We start from the raw sequence: 15,795 nt of genomic DNA, 5'->3' as shown, positions 1-15,795 counted from the left end.
CGCCGCCGAACAAATTTTATATGGGAAAGCCCCCGCACTTCGGTGCGGGGGCTTTTCTGCGTTCAGGGTTCATTCCGACTTTCCGTGTCGCGGTCCGCTCGATCGGTCGTGGGAAATCCGGTTGGCCGGGCCGTGGAGCGCCGCTACGGTGGGCCCGCATGGAACCTGATGAGCGTCCGGCCGCCGCCGAGGGCGGCGTCGCCGCGTACACGATCCGGTCGATCCGGGCCGACGAGTGGCCCGCGGCCAAGGAGCTGCGGTTGGCCGCGCTCCAGGACCCCGTGGCCCACTTGGCCTTTCTGGAGACGTACGAGCGGGCAGTCGAGCAGCCGGACAGCTTCTGGCGGGAGCGGGCTGCCGGGGCTGCCGAAGGGGTGAAGGACCGGCAGCAGGTCGTCGCCGAGGCCCCCGACGGACGGTGGGCCGGGTCCGTCGTCGTGCTGGTCGAGGAGGCCGGGAGCGAAGGTGCCTTCGGCGGCGTGAACCTCGTGAGGCAGGGGCATCTCGTCGCTGTCTACGTGCGGCCCGGGGAGCGGGGACGCGGGCTTGCCGAGCGGCTCTTCGCGTATGCCGTCGAGTGGGCCCGTGAGGTCGCGGGCGTCGAGCGTGTGCGGCTGTTCGTGGACGAGCGCAACGGACGCGCGGAGGCGTTCTACCGGAGGTTCGGCTTCGTGCCCACGGGGGAGAGCGCCCCGGTGCCGGGGGATCCCGGTGCCCGGGAGCTGGAGTTCGTCCTCGTCGGGAACTAGTCGGCTCAGACCGGGAGTTCGTGGTGCGGCCAGCGGGAGCGGGCCTGTTCCCGGGAGCGCAGGAGAGCCAGGGTCGGGAGACCGCGGTCGGGGTCCGTTCCCGTACCCGCGGAGAGCAGTTCCGGGAGTTGGGGGAGGGGCGCCACCGCGGCGACGTCGTCCAGGACGAGCGTGAGTGGTGGGTCGAGGCGACCGGAGGATGACCGTTCGGCCATGCGCCGGCCGCGCTCGACCACGCTTGAGGCGAGGGCCGTCAGAAGGGGCATCGCGCCGGGGCGGGCCTTCGGGTCCTCGATGGGTTCACCGACCACATAGAGCGTGCCCCCTTCGCCCACGAAGGAATCCAGGGCGAGGGTGTCGGTTCGATTGGGTGTGCAGGCCTCGCGCACATTCACGGTGGAGAGGCAGGAGAGTGCACGTGCCGTCAATTCCTGCGCGATGTCCCGGCGTTCGGGGTGGGAGGTGAGGGCGGCCTCCAGTTCGCCCGCGCTGCCCGAGGCGGCCCTCGGGTTCGTGCGCAGCGCGCGTACGGCCTCCTGGACCTGAGTGCCCTGGGCCCAGCGGTGGACGTGGCGGACGGTGCGTCCGTCGACGGCCGCCGCGTGGAGGTAGCAGCGCAGGAGCGTTTCCGCCGTGTCCGCGACCATCCTGTCGATCCGCGCGGTGGGGCGGACCGGTGCCAGGAGCGCCGCCGCCCGGGCCCTCGCGACGTCCCTGTCCTCGCAGCCCGAGGAGGGGGACCAGTGCAGGCGGGCCGGGGTGTCGCACAGGTGGGAGGGGTCGTAGAGGAGGACCGGTCCCAGTTTCGCCCGGGCGTCCTTGGTCTCCGACCACAGTGCCGTGTCGGACGTGATGACCAGGGCCGGGCCGTCCGCGTCCCGGATGGCCTGGACGGCGACCGGGTGGCGGGTCTCGGCCGGGCCGAGGACGACCGGGCCGCGCGGGGTGGGGACGGTGACGGCGGCGGCCTCGGCGCGCAGGGGGTCCGGTCCGCCCGCGCCGCGTACGTCCGCTCCGGCGGGTACGGTCTCCAGCGGCCGGTTCGGCGCGGGGGCCTGTTCCACCGCGGGACGGGCCACGGCCGTGCGCGGCTCGGGCGCCGGCCGGCGCGACCGCGCGGACCCGGCGGCTTCGGTCGCCGGGCTTGCCGGCGCCGGCGTGGACGCCGGGAGGGCCGAGCGCCGGGCGCGCCCCGCCCGCCACCGGGCGACCGTGCCGAGCACGAACACGGTGAGGACCAGGAGCACCATCACCTGGCCGATGAGCAGGCCCCAGAACAGCCCGTAGCCGGAGAGCCGACTCGCGGGCGTGTCCGGCCAGGCGGCCGCCAAGTCGTGCGGGGCCGCGATCAGTTGGCGCATCGCCAGGGGCGTGCGCCGGAAGGTCACGCCGGGCGGCCAGGAACCGTGGGCGAAGAGGCCGGCCAGGCCCGTCGCCGTCCACACCATCACGGTCATGCCGAGGACGAAGGCCAGGACCCCGACCAACAGCCCGTCGGGGATGCCCCGTTCGCCTCCGTGCCGGTCGCGCTCGTCCGGTCTCATCTCGGCCGCTCCTCTACGCCACCGTGGACTCGGACGAGTCGTCGAGGTCGCTCAGATGGTGTTCCATGAACGCCGCCGCCCGTTCCTCCGCCTCCCGTTCGGCCGCGCGCAGCGCGTCGTCGGCGAGGTGGTCGGCGGACGACTCGGTCATGGCGCGGTCGGTGAAGACGAGGGGCCGTTCCGTCTCGGTGATCAGGTGCTTGACCACCTGGACATTGCCGTTGACGTCCCACACGGCGATGCCCGGGGTGAGCGTGGGGATGATCTCGACCGCCCATCTGGGCAGGCCGAGCACACGGCCCGTGGACCGTGCCTCGTCGGCCTTCTGGGCGTAGATCGTCCTGGTCGAGGCCATCTTCAGGATCGCCGCGGCCTCCTTGGCCGCCGCCCCGTCGACGACGTCCGACAGGTGGTGCACCACCGCCACGAAGGACAGGCCGAGCCGGCGGCCGAACTTCAGCAGCCGCTGGAAGAGCTGGGCCACGAAGGGGCTGTTGATGATGTGCCAGGCCTCCTCGACCAGGAAGATGCGCTTCTTCCGGTCGGGGCGGATCCACGTGTGCTCCAGCCACACGCCGACGATCGCCATCAGGATCGGCATGGCGATGGAGTTGCGGTCGATGTGGGACAGGTCGAAGACGATCAGCGGGGCGTCGAGGTCGATGCCGACCGTCGTAGGCCCGTCGAACATGCCCCGCAGGTCGCCGTCGACCAGCCGGTCGATGACGAGGGCCACGTCCAGGCCCCAGGCCCGTACGTCGTCTATGGCGACGTTCATCGCCTCGGCCGACTCCGGTTCGGGGTGGCGGAGCTGCTCCACGATGTCGGTGAGGACGGGCTGTCGGTCGACGACGGTCTCGTTCACGAACGCGTGCGCGACCTTCAGCGCGAAGCCGGAGCGCTCGTCCAGGCCGTGGCCCATGGCGACCTCGATGATCGTCCGGAGCAGCGCGAGCTGCCCGGTCGTTGTGATCGCCGGGTCGAGCGGGTTGAGCCGGATGCCCATGTCCAGGGCCGCTGTCGGGTCGAGCCGGATGGGGGTTATTCCCAGCTCCTGGGCGATGAGGTTCCATTCGCCCATCCCGTCCTCGCCCTGCGCGTCGAGGACGACGACCTGGCGGTCGCGGAACCTCAACTGCCGCAGGACGTACGTCTTCTCCAGGGCCGACTTGCCGTTGCCCGACTCTCCGAGGACCAGCCAGTGCGGTGCCGGGAGCTGCTGTCCGTAGAGCTGGAACGGGTCGTAGATGTAGCCCTTGCCGGAGTACACCTCGCGGCCGATGATGACGCCCGAGTCGCCGAGTCCCGGCGCCGCGGTCGGCAGGTAGACGGCCTGGGCCTGGCCGGTGGACGTGCGCACCGGCGGCCGGGTCGTCTCGACCTTGCCGAAGAGGAAGGACGTGAAGGCTTCCGTGAGGACGGACAGCGGATCCCGCATAGAGTCCTACCTCCGGATACCGGTCGCGAACGGGAGCGTGTTGACGAAGGCCCGGTGGTGCTCGCGGTCGCACCACTCCAGCTTCAGATACGACTTGCCTGCCGAGGCCCTTATCGTGCGCTTGTCCCGGGCCAGTGCCTCGGGGGAGCGGGACGAGACGGTGATGTAGCCGACCAGGTTGACGCCGGCCGCGCCGCTCGCGAGGTCCTCGCCCCGTTGGTCGAGGCGGTTGTGCGAGGCGATGTCGCGCGGGTCGACGGTCCGGTTCATCTTGGCCTGGCGGCTGGCTTCGGCCTCGTCGTTCGTCTTCTCGGTGAGCATGCGCTCGATGGCGATCTCGGTGGGTTCGAGGTCCATCGTCACGGCGACCGTGCGGATCACGTCGGGGGTGTGGACGAGCAGCGGGGCGAGGAAGTTGACGCCCACCGGGGTCATCGGCCACTCCTTCACCCAGGCCGTGGAGTGGCACCAGGGCGCACGGGTGGAGGACTCCCGGGTCTTCGCCTGGAGGTACGTGGGCTCCATGGCGTCCAGCTCGGCCGGCCAGGCGTTGCGCTTGGTCATGGCCTGGATGTGGTCGATGGGGTGGTCCGGGTCGTACATGGAGTGCACCAGCGAGGAGAGCCGGCCCTGTCCGAGCGGCTGGCGGACGCGGATGTCCGCCTCCTGGAGGCGCGAGCAGATGTCGGTCAGCTCGCGGGCCATGACGACGGCGAGCCCGGCGTCCTTGTCGAGCCTCCTGCCGCCCTGGGGCCGTGCGGCCCGCGCCATGGTGTGCGCCTCCGCGGCGAGTTCGCGGGAGTAGTGCATGCACGCGACCAGGTAGGCGCGGTGCTGCTCGCTGCTCGTCGACACCATCGACTGGAGCTGCTCGTAGGACTGCTGGAGCCAGCCGGGGGCCTTCTCGTCGCCGCGGCCGGCGACGTCCTTGGCGTGCGCGTCCGGGTCGGCGGGGAGCGTACGGGCGAGCATCTGGATGCGGGTGACGAAGCCGTCGCCGTTCGCCACGTGCTTGAGCAGGGTGCCGAAGCGGTCGACCAGCGCCTCCTGGTCCTCGCTGTCGCGCAGGCCGACGCCGGGGCCCTCGATCTCGATCGCGGCGGTGACGGTCTTGCGGTCGGCGTGCAGGAGCACGGCGATCTCGTCCGGCCCGAAGGGCGCGGCGAGCCAGGTGATGCGTCCGATGCCGGGGGGCGGGCCGATCTCGACCTCGCGCCCGTCGAGGCGTGTCCCGGACTCCATGACGTTGCTGCGGTAGGCGGTCCCCTGCCGCAGGCTGCGCTTGAAGCTGCGGTTGATCTCGAACCACTTGTAGAACGTCCGCCGCTTGTACGGCACGTACACCGCAGCCAGCGCCAGCATCGGGAAGCCCATGAGCAGCACGATGCGCAGGGAGAGCACGGGGACGAGCAGTCCGCACATCATGCCGAGGAACGCGCCCGCGATGATCAGCGTGATCTCGCCGGACTCGCGGTTCCGGCCGACGATCGCGTTCGGCCTTGCGCGGCCGATGAGATACGTACGGCGGGGCGCGATCGCGTGGGACACGTGGGACTCGGTCGTCAACGCCCTTCACCTCCCGTGCGGTTGTTGCTGCTGTTGCGTGAGTTGCTGGCGTGGGGGGTGTTCACCGGGCTGCTGCGCGGCGGTGGTGCGGCGGCGGGGACGGACCCGCCGCCGTTCGAGGAGCGGGTGCTGTGCGCCGACACCCCACCGGCCAGCGGGTTGGCGGGGCGCTGTCCGCCGCCCCCACCGCCTCCGCCGTTGTCGGCCCGGGTGCTGTGGGTCTTGATGCCCTGGGCGACAAGGGTCGCGGGGGAGCTGATGGCGGCCGCGGCCTTGCCCTCGGCGCCCTGCATGATGCGGTTGTTGCGGCCGTTCGCGATCTCGTCGCCGAAGCCCGGTACGAAGCGGTAGATCATCGCGCTGGCGAAGATGGCCAGCAGGATGATGGCGAGCCCCGAGACGACGGCGGAGAAGGCGTCCGGGCCGTCCTCCGCGGAGAGGGCGCCCGCGAGGCCCAGCACTATCACGATCACCGGCTTCACGAGGATGACGGCGATCATGATGCCGGCCCAGCGGCGAACATGGCCCCAGAGGTTCTTGTCGACCAGACCCGCGTAGACGACGGTGCCGAGCAGCGCGCCCACGTAGAGGAGCGCGGCACGGATGACCAGCTCCAGCCACAGGACGCCGGCGGCGAGGATCGACACGAGCGACACCACGATCAGCATGATCGGGCCGCCGCCGATGTCCGTGCCCTTGTCCAGGGCGCCGGAGAAGTTGCCGAAGAACGCGTCGGTCTGGTTGCCGCTCGTTTTCGAGAGCACCTCAGCGACGCCGTCCGTGGCCGACACGACGGTGTAGAGGATCAGCGGGGTGAAGGCCGAGGCGAGGACGGTGAGCCAGAGGAAGCCGATCGCCTCGCCGAGTGCCGTGCCCAGGGGGACGCCCCGGACGGCCCGCTTGGCCACCGCGAGCAGCCACAGGAGGAGGGTCAGGATCGTGGACGCGGCGAAGACGACGGCGTACTGCTGGAGGAACTTGGGGTTCGTGAAGTCGACGGTCGCCGTGTCCTTGACCGCTTCGCTGAGCTTGTCGATGGTCCAGGACGCGGCGTCGGCGCAGCCCTTCGCCAGGGAGGCCAGGGGGTCGAGGGCCGTGGGTGCCAGGTCGCTGGTGCCACCCCCCGAGCTCTTGTCCCCGTTCTCACGCTCGCAGTACTTCTTGGCCTCGCCGATGATGAGATCACAGGGATCGTTCGAGGGAGTCGGCGTCGGTGCGGCGTAGGCCCGAGAAGCCAGGAGCACGGCGGCGGTCTGGACACCTGCCAAGGCTCCGGCGAGCTTGAGCGCACGGCTTGGGCTAACGGGCATACGTGAACCCTCCGTACTCTTCGACGGCCTTGCTGATCTCATCGGAGGTGGCGGCCTTGTCGTCGCCGGGGACCGGGGCAGGACCGTCCACCTGGGAGTCCGCGGCGACCTTCCAGTCGTTGTCGTCCCACCGGAGGTCGAAGGTCCAGGTCTTCCACGTCGAGCGGACGGGGTCGGTCGAAGCGGTGCCGGACATGCCGATGAGGCCCATGTACCAGACGGAGACCTTGGCGCTCGTCGCGCTGTACGCACGGATCTTGGTGCCAACCGGCATGGCACGCGAGACGAACGTGCTGCCCTCCGGCGGGTTGCCGTCGGCATCGAGCCCCAGCTTGCTGAGGAAGTCCGCCGAATAGGCGGCGTCCATGGGCTCCTTGAGCTTCGCGGACGCGGCGGAGGTGTAGATGGTGTCCATGATGCTGTGTCTGCTGTCCACCTTGAACATGCCGGTCGAACCCATCGCCACTGCGTAGTTCGCCGCCGCCGATTCCGCTCCCTGCTCGGTCTGGGCGAAGCCCGAGGGGATGCCGCCTGCCTTCGTCGTGACCGGGCGTTCCCCGGAGGGGGCCGTCGGGGAGGTGTCCGCCTTGTCCCCGCCCGTGTCGCCCGATCCGGAATCGTCGCCACCGCGGTTCGCGAAGGCGATGGCCGCGATCAGGAGCACCACGACGCCCACCACGGTCACGAGGCTGCGCGAGGACGACCGGCCGCCGCGCCGGGCGCCGCCGTAGGGGTCCCCGGCACTGTCGGGGAGGCGGGTGCGCGTCTGGCCGGTACCCCCGTACCCGCCGTCGTCGCCGCGTGCTCCGTGCTCGTCGCCGGGACTCATGCCGCGTACGCCCCCTCAACCTCTTGCTGGACCGCGTGGTACGACGGTAGCCGCGTTGCTTCCCGTGCGGGCGCGGTGTGGTGACTCGACATCAGGGAAACGCAACCTCAGCCGGTGGGCACGACGGACGGGTGGGTGGAGCGGCCGGGCTCCCGGCCGGGGCGCGGGACGCCGGGCGGGCGGACACCTAGACGGCCATGCCGTACACAATGGTGAAGAGCGTGCCGAGTGAACCGATGATGAAGACCCCGGTGAGGCCCGCGATGATGAGGCCCTTGCCCTGTTCCGCGCTGAAGGTGTCGCGCAGTGCCGTCGCGCCGATGCGCTGCTTGGCCGCACCCCAGATCGCGATACCCAGGCAAAGGAGGATGGCGACCGCCATCACGACCTCGATCATCACCCGCGCTTCGTTGCCCAGGCTGCCGAAGGGACCCCAGTCCGGGGCGATCCCGCCGATGATCGTGTTGATGTCGCCCTTTTCGGCTGCGAAAAGCATGTAAGTCACCGCCCCTAGTGGGTTGTTCTGCATCCCCTGCCACTCTGCGCAGAGGTCAGGCTCATTCTCGCCGACAAAGCCGCCGTCGTATGTCGACTTGACGTCATTGGTTGGCGGGTTTCGTACGAATCTCTTGTCATCGGCCCTCGCGGTGCCCAGTCGGGCCCGGGGGACGGGGTCCGAGAAGGCGTATTGTCACTCTGTGTATCACGGCAGGTCACGCCGGGCAATGAAGTCGAACCGGAGTCGAACCAGAACCTGACGTGTGGTTCCGTCGTTGAGCCCTGTTACGCCACTTCCCGCGGCCGGCGCCGGTTCCGCCCTCCCGTCGAGCCCGATCCCGTCCGCTGTGCGCCGGTCAATCGTGCCGATGTCCTCCGGGCCGTCCGTCTCCTCACGGGTGGACAGTGTCACTGCGGACCTGTGGACCTGTGGACCTGCGCGCAGGCTATCCGGCGGGCGGCCGACGGAATGTGGCGGGGTGTCAGGATCGAGGCCGCCGACGCCCGCCCGTACCGGGGCCCGGGAAGGGGGCGGTCACGACCGGGTGCCGACCGCCCGCCCCCGTACGAAGTGGTCGAACTCGCCCGCCCGCACACCGCGCACGAAGACGTCCCACTTCGCCCGTGTCGTCGTGACCACGGTGGAGGGGTCGCCGCTCTCCCTGATGAGCACGAGGTCGCCCGGGCCGAAGGCCAGCTCGATCCGCGGTCCGCGCCGCCTGTCCGCGGCCCGCGGCGGCCTCCTGTCCTTCAGTACGGAGACCAGCTCGCCGAAGGCCTGCGGGGTGGTGCCGAGTATGGACTCGCTCGGATCCCCGCTCTCCCTGAGCCGGATCGTGCGGGTGCCTTCCGCCGCTACGTGCACGCAGGAGTTGCCCTGAGCGCAGTAGGACGACTTCTGCCAGGTGAGCACGTGCATCTGGGCTCCTCACAGGTCCTGGACGACTTTGTGGATGAAGTCCCTCGACTCCGTCGGCGGGAGGGCGCTGGCCTCCATGCGGTCGAGGAGTACGCGGTACTTGTCGAGCTGTGCCTCGGAGTCGAGGAACGCCGGGCCGTGGGACTGGTCGAGGTTCACGGTGTCGAGCTGGGGCACCGGACCGTCGGAGTAGTAGATGGACTGGCCTGAGCCTGGGAACGTCCCTGCGTCGAAAGGGATCACGTGAAGGGTGATGTGCGCCCGCTCCCCCATGTCCAGCAGGTGCTGGAGCTGTGCGCGGGTCACCGCGGGGCCGCCGAACTTCATCCGCAGGGCCGCCTCATGAATGACCGCCCGGTGAGGTGTGGGCGACTCCCGGTAGAGCACGGCCTGGCGCTTCACTCGGAACGACACCCGGTGCTCGATGTCTGGCGGGGCCATCTCGGGCACGTCCTGGCGGAAGATCTCGCGAGCGTAGTCCGTGGTCTGGAAGAGGCCGGGGATGTGCACGGTCACCGCAGAGCGCAGGCGCGTGGCGTGGTGTTCGACCTCGGCCATGTCGAGCAGGACGGCGGGCAGGCGCTCCCTGTACTCCTCCCACCAGCCGCGCGCCCGCTCCGTTGCCATCTCGGTGAGCGCTTCGACCAGGGCCTTGTCCCCGCAGTCGTAGTGGCAGGCCAGCGTGCGGACGCGGTCCGCGCTGACGCCCGCGCGGCCGGCTTCGACGTTGCTGATCTGGTTCTGCTGCACGCCCAGCAGTCGGCTGGCCTGGGTGGATGTCAGGCCGGCGCGCTCCCGAAGTTTGCGCAGTTCGGTGCCCAGGCGTAGTTGACGACCCGTCGGATTGCTTCTCACGGGTTGCCCCGCCTCCCTACTTCACTCACACGGGTGGTTGATCAGGGTTTTGATGGAAACCGTGTAAGAACTTTACTCCGCACCACTACGTTGATGCGTGGGCGTCCCGCCCAGAAGCACCCCGCTCGACGGAGCGGCCGCGGTCACTGGGCACTCGTACGCACATCACCCAACTCCCCTCCGAACCGGGAGACTTCCCATGGTCACCGTATCGCCGTCCTGGGCCTACGCCCTCCAACTCCCGCACGATCCACGCGCACCGGGCATCGCCCGCGCCACCCTGCGGGCGGTGCTCGCCACGCACGGGCTCGGCGGGCTCGTCCCCACGGCGGAACTGCTCGCCGCCGAGCTGCTGACGAACGCCCACCGGCACACCCGCGGGCCGTACGCCCTGAGGCTGCGGGCCGCCGGGCCCGGACGGCTGCGGATCGGGGTGTGGGACTCCGATCCCACCGTGCCGCCCGGCTTCGGCCCCGGCTCCGAGCCCGCGCGGGCCGCACCCGACGCCGAGTGCGGCCGGGGGCTTGAGCTGGTGCGGGCGTGCGCCGAGGAATGGGGCGCCCACGTGCTGCGCGAACCGGGCGCCTCGAAGGGCGGCAAGCTGCTCTGGGCCGAGTGCGGTGGCGCGGGCGGTTGATCATTCCGTGGCGGGGCGGCCGCCTCTACACTGGCGCTCGGCGGACTACCGTGCGGCGAGGGGCGGTTGACGGTGCGTAAGGCGTGGATCGTGGGAACCGCCACCGTGGGGGCGGGCCTCAGCTTCGTCCTGCTGCTGGTCGTCGGCGTCTACATGGTGGCCGGCAACCTCGCCAACGGCGTGGGGAAGGGTGCCGTCGGCCTGGCCAAGGGAGCCGTGCCGGCGGCCTATCAGCCGCTTGTGCAGAGGTGGGGCAATCTGTGCAGCGCGATCAATCCCGCACTTCTCGCCGCACAGCTCTACCAGGAGAGCGGCTTCAATCCCCGCGCCAAGAGCCCGGCCGCCGCGCAGGGGATAGCGCAATTCATCCCCGGAACGTGGGCGACCCACGGAATCGACGGCGACGGGGACGGCGACCGGGACGTATGGGATCCGAATGACGCGATTCCGTCGGCGGCCAAGTACGACTGCACGCTGGCGAAGTACGTGAAGGACGCCCCCGGCGACCCGACGGAGAACATGCTCGCCGCGTACAACGCGGGGGCGTACGCCGTCATCAAGTACGGGGGCGTTCCGCCGTACAAGGAAACGCAGAACTACGTGAAGACGATCACGACCCTGGAGGAGAGCTTCGCGGCCCCGGTCGGCCGGGTGCAGCCCTCGCAACAGGCCGCCGGGGCGATCCACTACGCGCAGAAGAAGCTCGGAACGCTCTATCTGTGGGGCGGGAACGGCACCGCTGACCAGGGAGGACGCTTCGACTGCTCGGGGCTCACCAAGGCGGCGTACGCGAATGTGGGGATCACGCTGCCCCGGGTGGCCAACGACCAGTACAACGCCGGTCCGCACCCCCGGCGGGACGAACTGCTGCCCGGCGACCTGGTCTTCTTCTCGGACGACCTCACCAACTCCCGGGCCATTCGCCACGTGGGCATCTACGTCGGCGGCGGATACATGATCGACGCGCCCCGGACGGGTGCCGTCATCCGGTTCGACCCGATCGACACACCCGATTACTTCGGGGCGACCCGGGTCACCGAAGATGGCGCGAAAGCATTGCCCACCACAGTGTGAAACCCTGCCCTGAGCTGCGGGTTCGTGTCTCTCTTCGATAACGTCTGCGTGATCATTCGGTGGAGGGTGGAACCTATTGAAGGGGACTGTGCGTTCCTGTTCCTGTAGCCGACGACGGGGGTTGATGGCGCCGCGCACCGGTGGTGCGTCGGGAACACGACGACGAAGGAGCCGTTCGCACCATGGCTGGACTCGCCGAATCCGGGGCGAACCCTGACGTCGACCTGCTCTACGAGATCAACGGCCTCGCAAAGGACGCTCCCCACTGGTTCGACCGCGTCATGGAATTCGTCGGCGAGTGGGGCCTCCTGCTCACCATGATCGGGCTCCTGCTCGCGTGCTGGGCGATCCTGCGGCGGCGGAGCGGTGAGGACACCGCGTCCTCGATCGCCGCGCTGGCCTGGGCGCCGCTCGCGGCCGCGGTCGCCGTCCTCGTGAACGTGCCGATAAGGGGTTTCGTCGAGCGACCCCGTCCCTTCGTCGACCACGAGGGACTCGAAGTCCTCATCGGCGGCAAGACCGACTTCTCGTTCGTGAGCGATCACGCGACCCTCACCATGGCGATGGGTGTCGGGCTCTTCGTCGTACACCGCAAGCTCGGCCTCTTCGGAATCGCGCTCGGCCTGATCGAGGGGTTCTGCCGGGTCTACATGGGCGTGCACTATCCGACCGACGTCATCGGTGGATTCGCCCTGGGAACAGCGGTCGTCCTCCTGCTGTCACCGATCGCGACCGCGCTGCTCACGCCGGTTGCCCGCGCCGTCGAGCGGTCGCCGCGCGCCGGATGGCTGATCCGGGCCAGGGGCACCTCCGCCGACGAGCAGGACGTGGTGCCTGGGTCCCGGGCGGGAGCCGAGTCCGAGGAACGCGACCTGGCCGCCTGAGGCCGCTCCGGGTTCCGGGCCGGACCGCGTAGCCCGCGGGCGGTGCTCCTCGGTCCCGACCCCGACCCCGCCCGCGGTCCCGCGCCCGACCGCGGCCGGTGACGTCCGCCGGCCGGAGGGCCTTCCGGGAGTCAGAGGGACTGCGGGAAGGTGAAGAACCCCGTGGGGTCGTACTTCTCCTTCACCGTCCTCAGCCGCCGGGCCGCCGAACCGTAGTAGGCCCGGCGCCAGTCGGCGAGGCCCGGGTCCGTGTAGTTCTGGTACGCGGCACCAGAGGCGTGGGGCCGCATCGACGTGTGAGTCCCCGTCAGCCAGGCCCGCGCGTCCGCCCCGGAGGTGCCCGGACGCCAGGCCGCCAGGTACTGGGCCAGCATCCGTGAACGGCGGTGGACGAAGGCCGTGGCGGTGGGGTCGACCCGGTTGACCGCGCCGCCCAGCGCGGTCAGGGCGACACTGCCCGTGCCGCCCCGCATCCCGGCCAGGCGGGCCAGCAGCGTCCGCACGCCCGCCGCCCCGATGGACCTGTCGAAGAAGTCCGAGCGGGCCGCGTAGGTCTCGCGGCGCAGTGCGCCCTCGGGGGAGCGGCCCGGGGTGGAACCCGGCAGATGGCACTGGGCGCCGGTCGCGAAGGACGAGCAGCCCGCGTACACCTCCATCGACTCCTGGTACGAGCGCCGCCTGAGGGAGACGCCGCTCGCGGAGGCGCCGACGCGGGCGGCGAGCCGGTCGACGGCGTTCTGGAGCTCGCCGTAGGTGCCGAGGGAGAAGGCCGAGACGGAGACGGTGGGCGTGCCGCCCGCGGTGTTCGAGAGGTGGCACGCGGACCAGATCTCGTCCGGCTGGTCGGGGCCCCACTCCTGCCAGGCGGTCAGGACGGCTGCGGCCCTGGACCACGGCCACGACATGTTCGCCGTGACGGCCTGCGGCGCGGGGTGGGTCCGGAAGCGCAGTTCGGTGACGACGCCGAAGTTGCCGTTGCCCGCGCCCCGTAGCGCCCAGAACAGGTCGTCGCCGCGGGTCTCGTCCACCGTCAGCTCCCTGCCGTCGGCGGTGACCAGCGTCGCCCGGGTGAGGCTGTCGCACGTCAGGCCGTAGGCGCGGGACACCACCCCGTGGCCGCCGCCCAGTGTCAGCCCCGATATGCCGACCGTCGGGCAGGAGCCGGCCGGGATCGTGACGCCCTTCGCGGACAGCGCGCGGTAGACGTCGATCAGCTTGGCCCCCGCGCCGACCACGGCCTCGCCGCCCGAGGCGCGGACCCGGGACAGCTCGGAGACGTCGACGACCAGGCTGCCGTCGCCCGAGGACCAGCCGGCGTAGGAGTGGCCGCCGTTGCGTATGGCGACATGGAGGTCGTGGGCGCGGGCGTACGACAGGGCCGTGCGGATGTCGTCGGCGTGGGAGACGTACGCCACGGCGGCGGGCCTCAGCGAGTCGAAGCGCGTGTTGTACAGCTGGCGGGCCGCCGCCCAGGTGCTCTCGCCGGGGCGGACCAGTGTGCCGTCGAGGTCCCGTGCCAGGGCCTTCCAGTTGGCCGCCGCGGAGCCTCCCGCCCCGGCGGCGGCACCGGACGCGCCCGCCGTGCCCTCACCGGCCCCGCCGCTCCTCCCGCCGGTACCGCTTCCTTCGGCGTGCGGTCGCGGACCGCCGCCCGGGGCGCACGCCGCCGTGACCGCCGTGGCAGCCATCGCGGCGCCTCCGCCCATGAACGTACGCCGCTGCATCTGGTCCTCCCCTTCGGCCCCGTCGGAGGAGACGGGGTCCGGGCCCGCCGGGTTCCCCGGCTCGCGCGCCGGGAACCGCAGGCCGTGGTGCGGGTGGGGGTGCAGGGGCGTACGGTTTTCGGCCACCCGCGGGCCGGATCCGGCGAGCGGCGGTGGGGTCGGGCGCCGGACGCGTACCCGGGCGTGCCGGGGCCGGACGGCGGGTGCGCGGGATGCGTGCAGGGGCGCGCGGGGCCCATGTGGGGGCGTGCAAGGGCTCGGTGAGCGCCCTCCGTGGCCGCCCGCCATCCGAAGCGCGGGGTTCCGTCGGCCGGTACCTCCGCGTGTTCCGCCCGTGAGCGTTCCGTGACCTCACCGCACTGACGGCAGGGGTTCACCCTCCGTTCACTCACGGCCATCGGCGGCTTCACCTGTTCTGCCTAATTTCGGCCTTACCCGGTGCGTGGCGCTAGCGGAAGCGAACCCGTGTGCCGGTGGATGAACAGTAAGTACGACGGCAGTCTCGGACGGACCGGAGGCTGCACCACTACCCCGCACGCCGCCACCAGACGGCGGCTTCTGGAAGGAACCCCCGAAAGTGAAGCTTCAGCGCAAGAACCGGCTTCGCGCCCTTTCCCTCGGTGCTGTCGCCGTCTCCGGCGCCCTGGCGCTGACGGCGTGCGGCTCCGACGACACGGGCGGCGGCAGCGGTGCCAGCGGCGCCCCCAGCGCGGCCGCCGGCTCGATCAAGTGCGACGACGCGAAGGGTGAACTGCTCGCCGCGGGTTCCTCCGCGCAGAAGAACGCCATCGACGCCTGGATGAAGCAGTACACCGCGTCGTGCAAGGACGTCCGGATCAACTACAACCCCAACGGTTCCGGCGCCGGCATCACCAACTTCCTCCAGGGCCAGACCGCCTTCGCCGGCTCGGACTCCCCGCTGGACGCGGAGGAGATCGCCAAGTCCAAGGAAGTCTGCAAGGACAGCCAGGCCATCGACCTGCCGATGGTCGGCGGCCCGATCGCCGTCTCGTACAACCTGCCCGGCGTGGACGGCCTCGTGCTGGACGCCCCGACGCTGGCCAAGATCTTCGACGACAAGATCAAGACCTGGGACGACGAGGCCATCGCGAAGCTCAACCCCGACGCGAAGCTGCCCGGCACCAAGATCCAGACCTTCCACCGCTCGGACGACTCCGGCACCACGGACAACTTCACCAAGTACCTGAAGGCCGCGGCCGCCGACAACTGGAAGTACGAGGGCGGCAAGGCCTGGCAGGCCAAGGGCGGCCAGTCGGCCTCCGGTTCCTCCGGTCTCGCCCAGCAGGTGACCCAGACCGCCGGCGCCATCTCCTACATGGAGCTCTCGTACGCCAAGGACGCCCAGACCGTCCACGTCAAGACGGGTGCGGCCACGCCGGTCGAGGCCACCGTCGACAACGCCACCAAGGCGATCGCCGAGGCCAAGGTCGTCGGCGAGGGCTCCGACCTGGCGCTGGAGCTCAACTACGAGCCCACCGCCGACGGCGCCTACCCGATTACTCTCGTAACGTACGAAATCGCCTGCGAGAAGGGCAACAAGGCGGAGACCCTCGCCGCCACCAAGTCGTTCCTCACCTACGTGGCGAGCGAGGAGGGCCAGGCGATCCTCAAGGACGCCAGCTACGCCCCGATGCCCGAAGAGATCATCACCAAGGTCCGCGAGACGGTTGCCAACCTGAGCTGACCCGAGTGTGCGGCTCGCCCCGGAGTCCCCGGAGCGGGCCGCACCGTCCGGTGCACCGCCGCT

At 70.6% G+C, this 15,795-nt stretch carries 14 protein-coding genes; 5 read left to right on the top strand and 9 right to left on the bottom strand.

The window, feature by feature from the left end; translation table 11 throughout:
• Positions 1-158 precede the first annotated feature (158 nt).
• Entirely contained in the window at positions 159-749 is a 591-nt protein-coding gene (locus tag IE265_RS06845; protein WP_190034443.1) for a GNAT family N-acetyltransferase, read from the top strand.
• Positions 750-754: 5 nt separating this feature from the next.
• Here the strand turns inward: IE265_RS06845 and IE265_RS06840 are convergent, their stop codons facing one another.
• The 8 genes from IE265_RS06840 to IE265_RS06805 all read right to left on the bottom strand — a co-directional run bounded on the left by IE265_RS06840 (position 755) and on the right by IE265_RS06805 (position 9,708).
• On the bottom strand, positions 755-2,293 hold the full coding sequence (locus IE265_RS06840; RefSeq protein WP_190034442.1) for a type VI secretion protein: 1,539 nt from the start codon (positions 2,291-2,293) through the stop codon (positions 755-757).
• A gap of 13 nt (positions 2,294-2,306) precedes the next feature.
• Positions 2,307-3,731 (bottom strand): ATP-binding protein, encoded by a 1,425-nt coding sequence (locus IE265_RS06835; RefSeq protein ID WP_190034441.1) that lies wholly within the window; start codon positions 3,729-3,731, stop codon positions 2,307-2,309.
• Positions 3,732-3,737: 6 nt separating this feature from the next.
• Positions 3,738-5,297 (bottom strand): SCO6880 family protein, encoded by a 1,560-nt coding sequence (locus tag IE265_RS06830; protein ID WP_190034440.1) that lies wholly within the window; start codon positions 5,295-5,297, stop codon positions 3,738-3,740.
• Entirely contained in the window at positions 5,294-6,607 is a 1,314-nt protein-coding gene (locus tag IE265_RS06825; RefSeq protein ID WP_190034439.1) for a hypothetical protein, read from the bottom strand. The genes IE265_RS06830 and IE265_RS06825 overlap by 4 nt, the downstream gene beginning before the upstream one ends.
• Complete coding sequence (locus tag IE265_RS06820) at positions 6,597-7,436, bottom strand: DUF8175 domain-containg protein (RefSeq protein WP_190034438.1); 840 nt, start codon at positions 7,434-7,436, stop codon at positions 6,597-6,599. The genes IE265_RS06825 and IE265_RS06820 overlap by 11 nt, the downstream gene beginning before the upstream one ends.
• 187 nt (positions 7,437-7,623) lie before the next feature.
• Positions 7,624-7,932, bottom strand: a complete 309-nt coding sequence (locus tag IE265_RS06815; protein ID WP_151483054.1) for a DUF8827 family protein — start codon at positions 7,930-7,932, stop codon at positions 7,624-7,626.
• 537 nt (positions 7,933-8,469) lie between these two features.
• Positions 8,470-8,853, bottom strand: coding sequence for a DUF397 domain-containing protein (locus IE265_RS06810; protein WP_190034437.1), 384 nt, complete (start codon positions 8,851-8,853; stop codon positions 8,470-8,472).
• 9 nt (positions 8,854-8,862) lie between these two features.
• Entirely contained in the window at positions 8,863-9,708 is an 846-nt protein-coding gene (locus IE265_RS06805) for a helix-turn-helix domain-containing protein (RefSeq protein WP_190034436.1), read from the bottom strand.
• Positions 9,709-9,907: 199 nt separating this feature from the next.
• On the opposite strand from IE265_RS06805, the gene IE265_RS06800 reads away from it, so the two are divergent.
• The 3 genes from IE265_RS06800 to IE265_RS06790 all read left to right on the top strand — a co-directional run bounded on the left by IE265_RS06800 (position 9,908) and on the right by IE265_RS06790 (position 12,303).
• Positions 9,908-10,345 (top strand): ATP-binding protein, encoded by a 438-nt coding sequence (locus IE265_RS06800; RefSeq protein WP_190034435.1) that lies wholly within the window; start codon positions 9,908-9,910, stop codon positions 10,343-10,345.
• Positions 10,346-10,411: 66 nt separating this feature from the next.
• The gene (locus IE265_RS06795; RefSeq protein ID WP_190034434.1) at positions 10,412-11,419 is read left to right on the top strand and encodes a C40 family peptidase; all 1,008 of its coding nucleotides are present in this window, start codon (positions 10,412-10,414) and stop codon (positions 11,417-11,419) included.
• Positions 11,420-11,601: 182 nt separating this feature from the next.
• A complete protein-coding gene (locus IE265_RS06790; RefSeq protein WP_190034433.1) occupies positions 11,602-12,303 on the top strand; it encodes a phosphatase PAP2 family protein in 702 nt (233 codons plus the stop codon).
• 131 nt (positions 12,304-12,434) lie between these two features.
• Here IE265_RS06790 and IE265_RS06785 read toward each other — a convergent pair whose 3' ends face one another.
• Positions 12,435-14,027 carry an FAD-binding oxidoreductase gene (locus IE265_RS06785; protein WP_190034432.1) on the bottom strand — a complete coding sequence of 531 codons (1,593 nt, stop codon included), beginning with the start codon at positions 14,025-14,027 and terminating at the stop codon, positions 12,435-12,437.
• 577 nt (positions 14,028-14,604) lie between these two features.
• Here IE265_RS06785 and pstS point away from each other — a divergent pair.
• Positions 14,605-15,732: a phosphate ABC transporter substrate-binding protein PstS gene (pstS, locus tag IE265_RS06780; protein WP_190034431.1), complete on the top strand. Its 1,128-nt coding sequence runs from the start codon at positions 14,605-14,607 to the stop codon at positions 15,730-15,732.
• Positions 15,733-15,795 lie beyond the last annotated feature (63 nt).

Origin of the sequence: Streptomyces fructofermentans (assembly GCF_014651055.1) — a bacterium.
Lineage (GTDB): Bacteria > Actinomycetota > Actinomycetes > Streptomycetales > Streptomycetaceae > Streptomyces > Streptomyces fructofermentans.
This window is presented reverse-complemented; position numbering and strand designations above follow the sequence as displayed.

Excerpts from the sequence above, each read along its gene's own strand:
- IE265_RS06845 (WP_190034443.1), top strand. The coding sequence starts at position 159 with ATGGAACCTGATGAGCGTCCGGCCGCCGCCGAGGGCGGCGTCGCCGCG.
- IE265_RS06840 (WP_190034442.1), bottom strand. The coding sequence starts at position 2,293 with ATGAGACCGGACGAGCGCGACCGGCACGGAGGCGAACGGGGCATCCCC.
- IE265_RS06835 (WP_190034441.1), bottom strand. The coding sequence starts at position 3,731 with ATGCGGGATCCGCTGTCCGTCCTCACGGAAGCCTTCACGTCCTTCCTC.
- IE265_RS06825 (WP_190034439.1), bottom strand. The coding sequence starts at position 6,607 with ATGCCCGTTAGCCCAAGCCGTGCGCTCAAGCTCGCCGGAGCCTTGGCA.
- IE265_RS06820 (WP_190034438.1), bottom strand. The coding sequence starts at position 7,436 with ATGAGTCCCGGCGACGAGCACGGAGCACGCGGCGACGACGGCGGGTAC.
- IE265_RS06815 (WP_151483054.1), bottom strand. The coding sequence starts at position 7,932 with ATGCTTTTCGCAGCCGAAAAGGGCGACATCAACACGATCATCGGCGGG.
- IE265_RS06810 (WP_190034437.1), bottom strand. The coding sequence starts at position 8,853 with ATGCACGTGCTCACCTGGCAGAAGTCGTCCTACTGCGCTCAGGGCAAC.
- IE265_RS06800 (WP_190034435.1), top strand. The coding sequence starts at position 9,908 with ATGGTCACCGTATCGCCGTCCTGGGCCTACGCCCTCCAACTCCCGCAC.
- IE265_RS06790 (WP_190034433.1), top strand. The coding sequence starts at position 11,602 with ATGGCTGGACTCGCCGAATCCGGGGCGAACCCTGACGTCGACCTGCTC.
- IE265_RS06785 (WP_190034432.1), bottom strand. The coding sequence starts at position 14,027 with ATGCAGCGGCGTACGTTCATGGGCGGAGGCGCCGCGATGGCTGCCACG.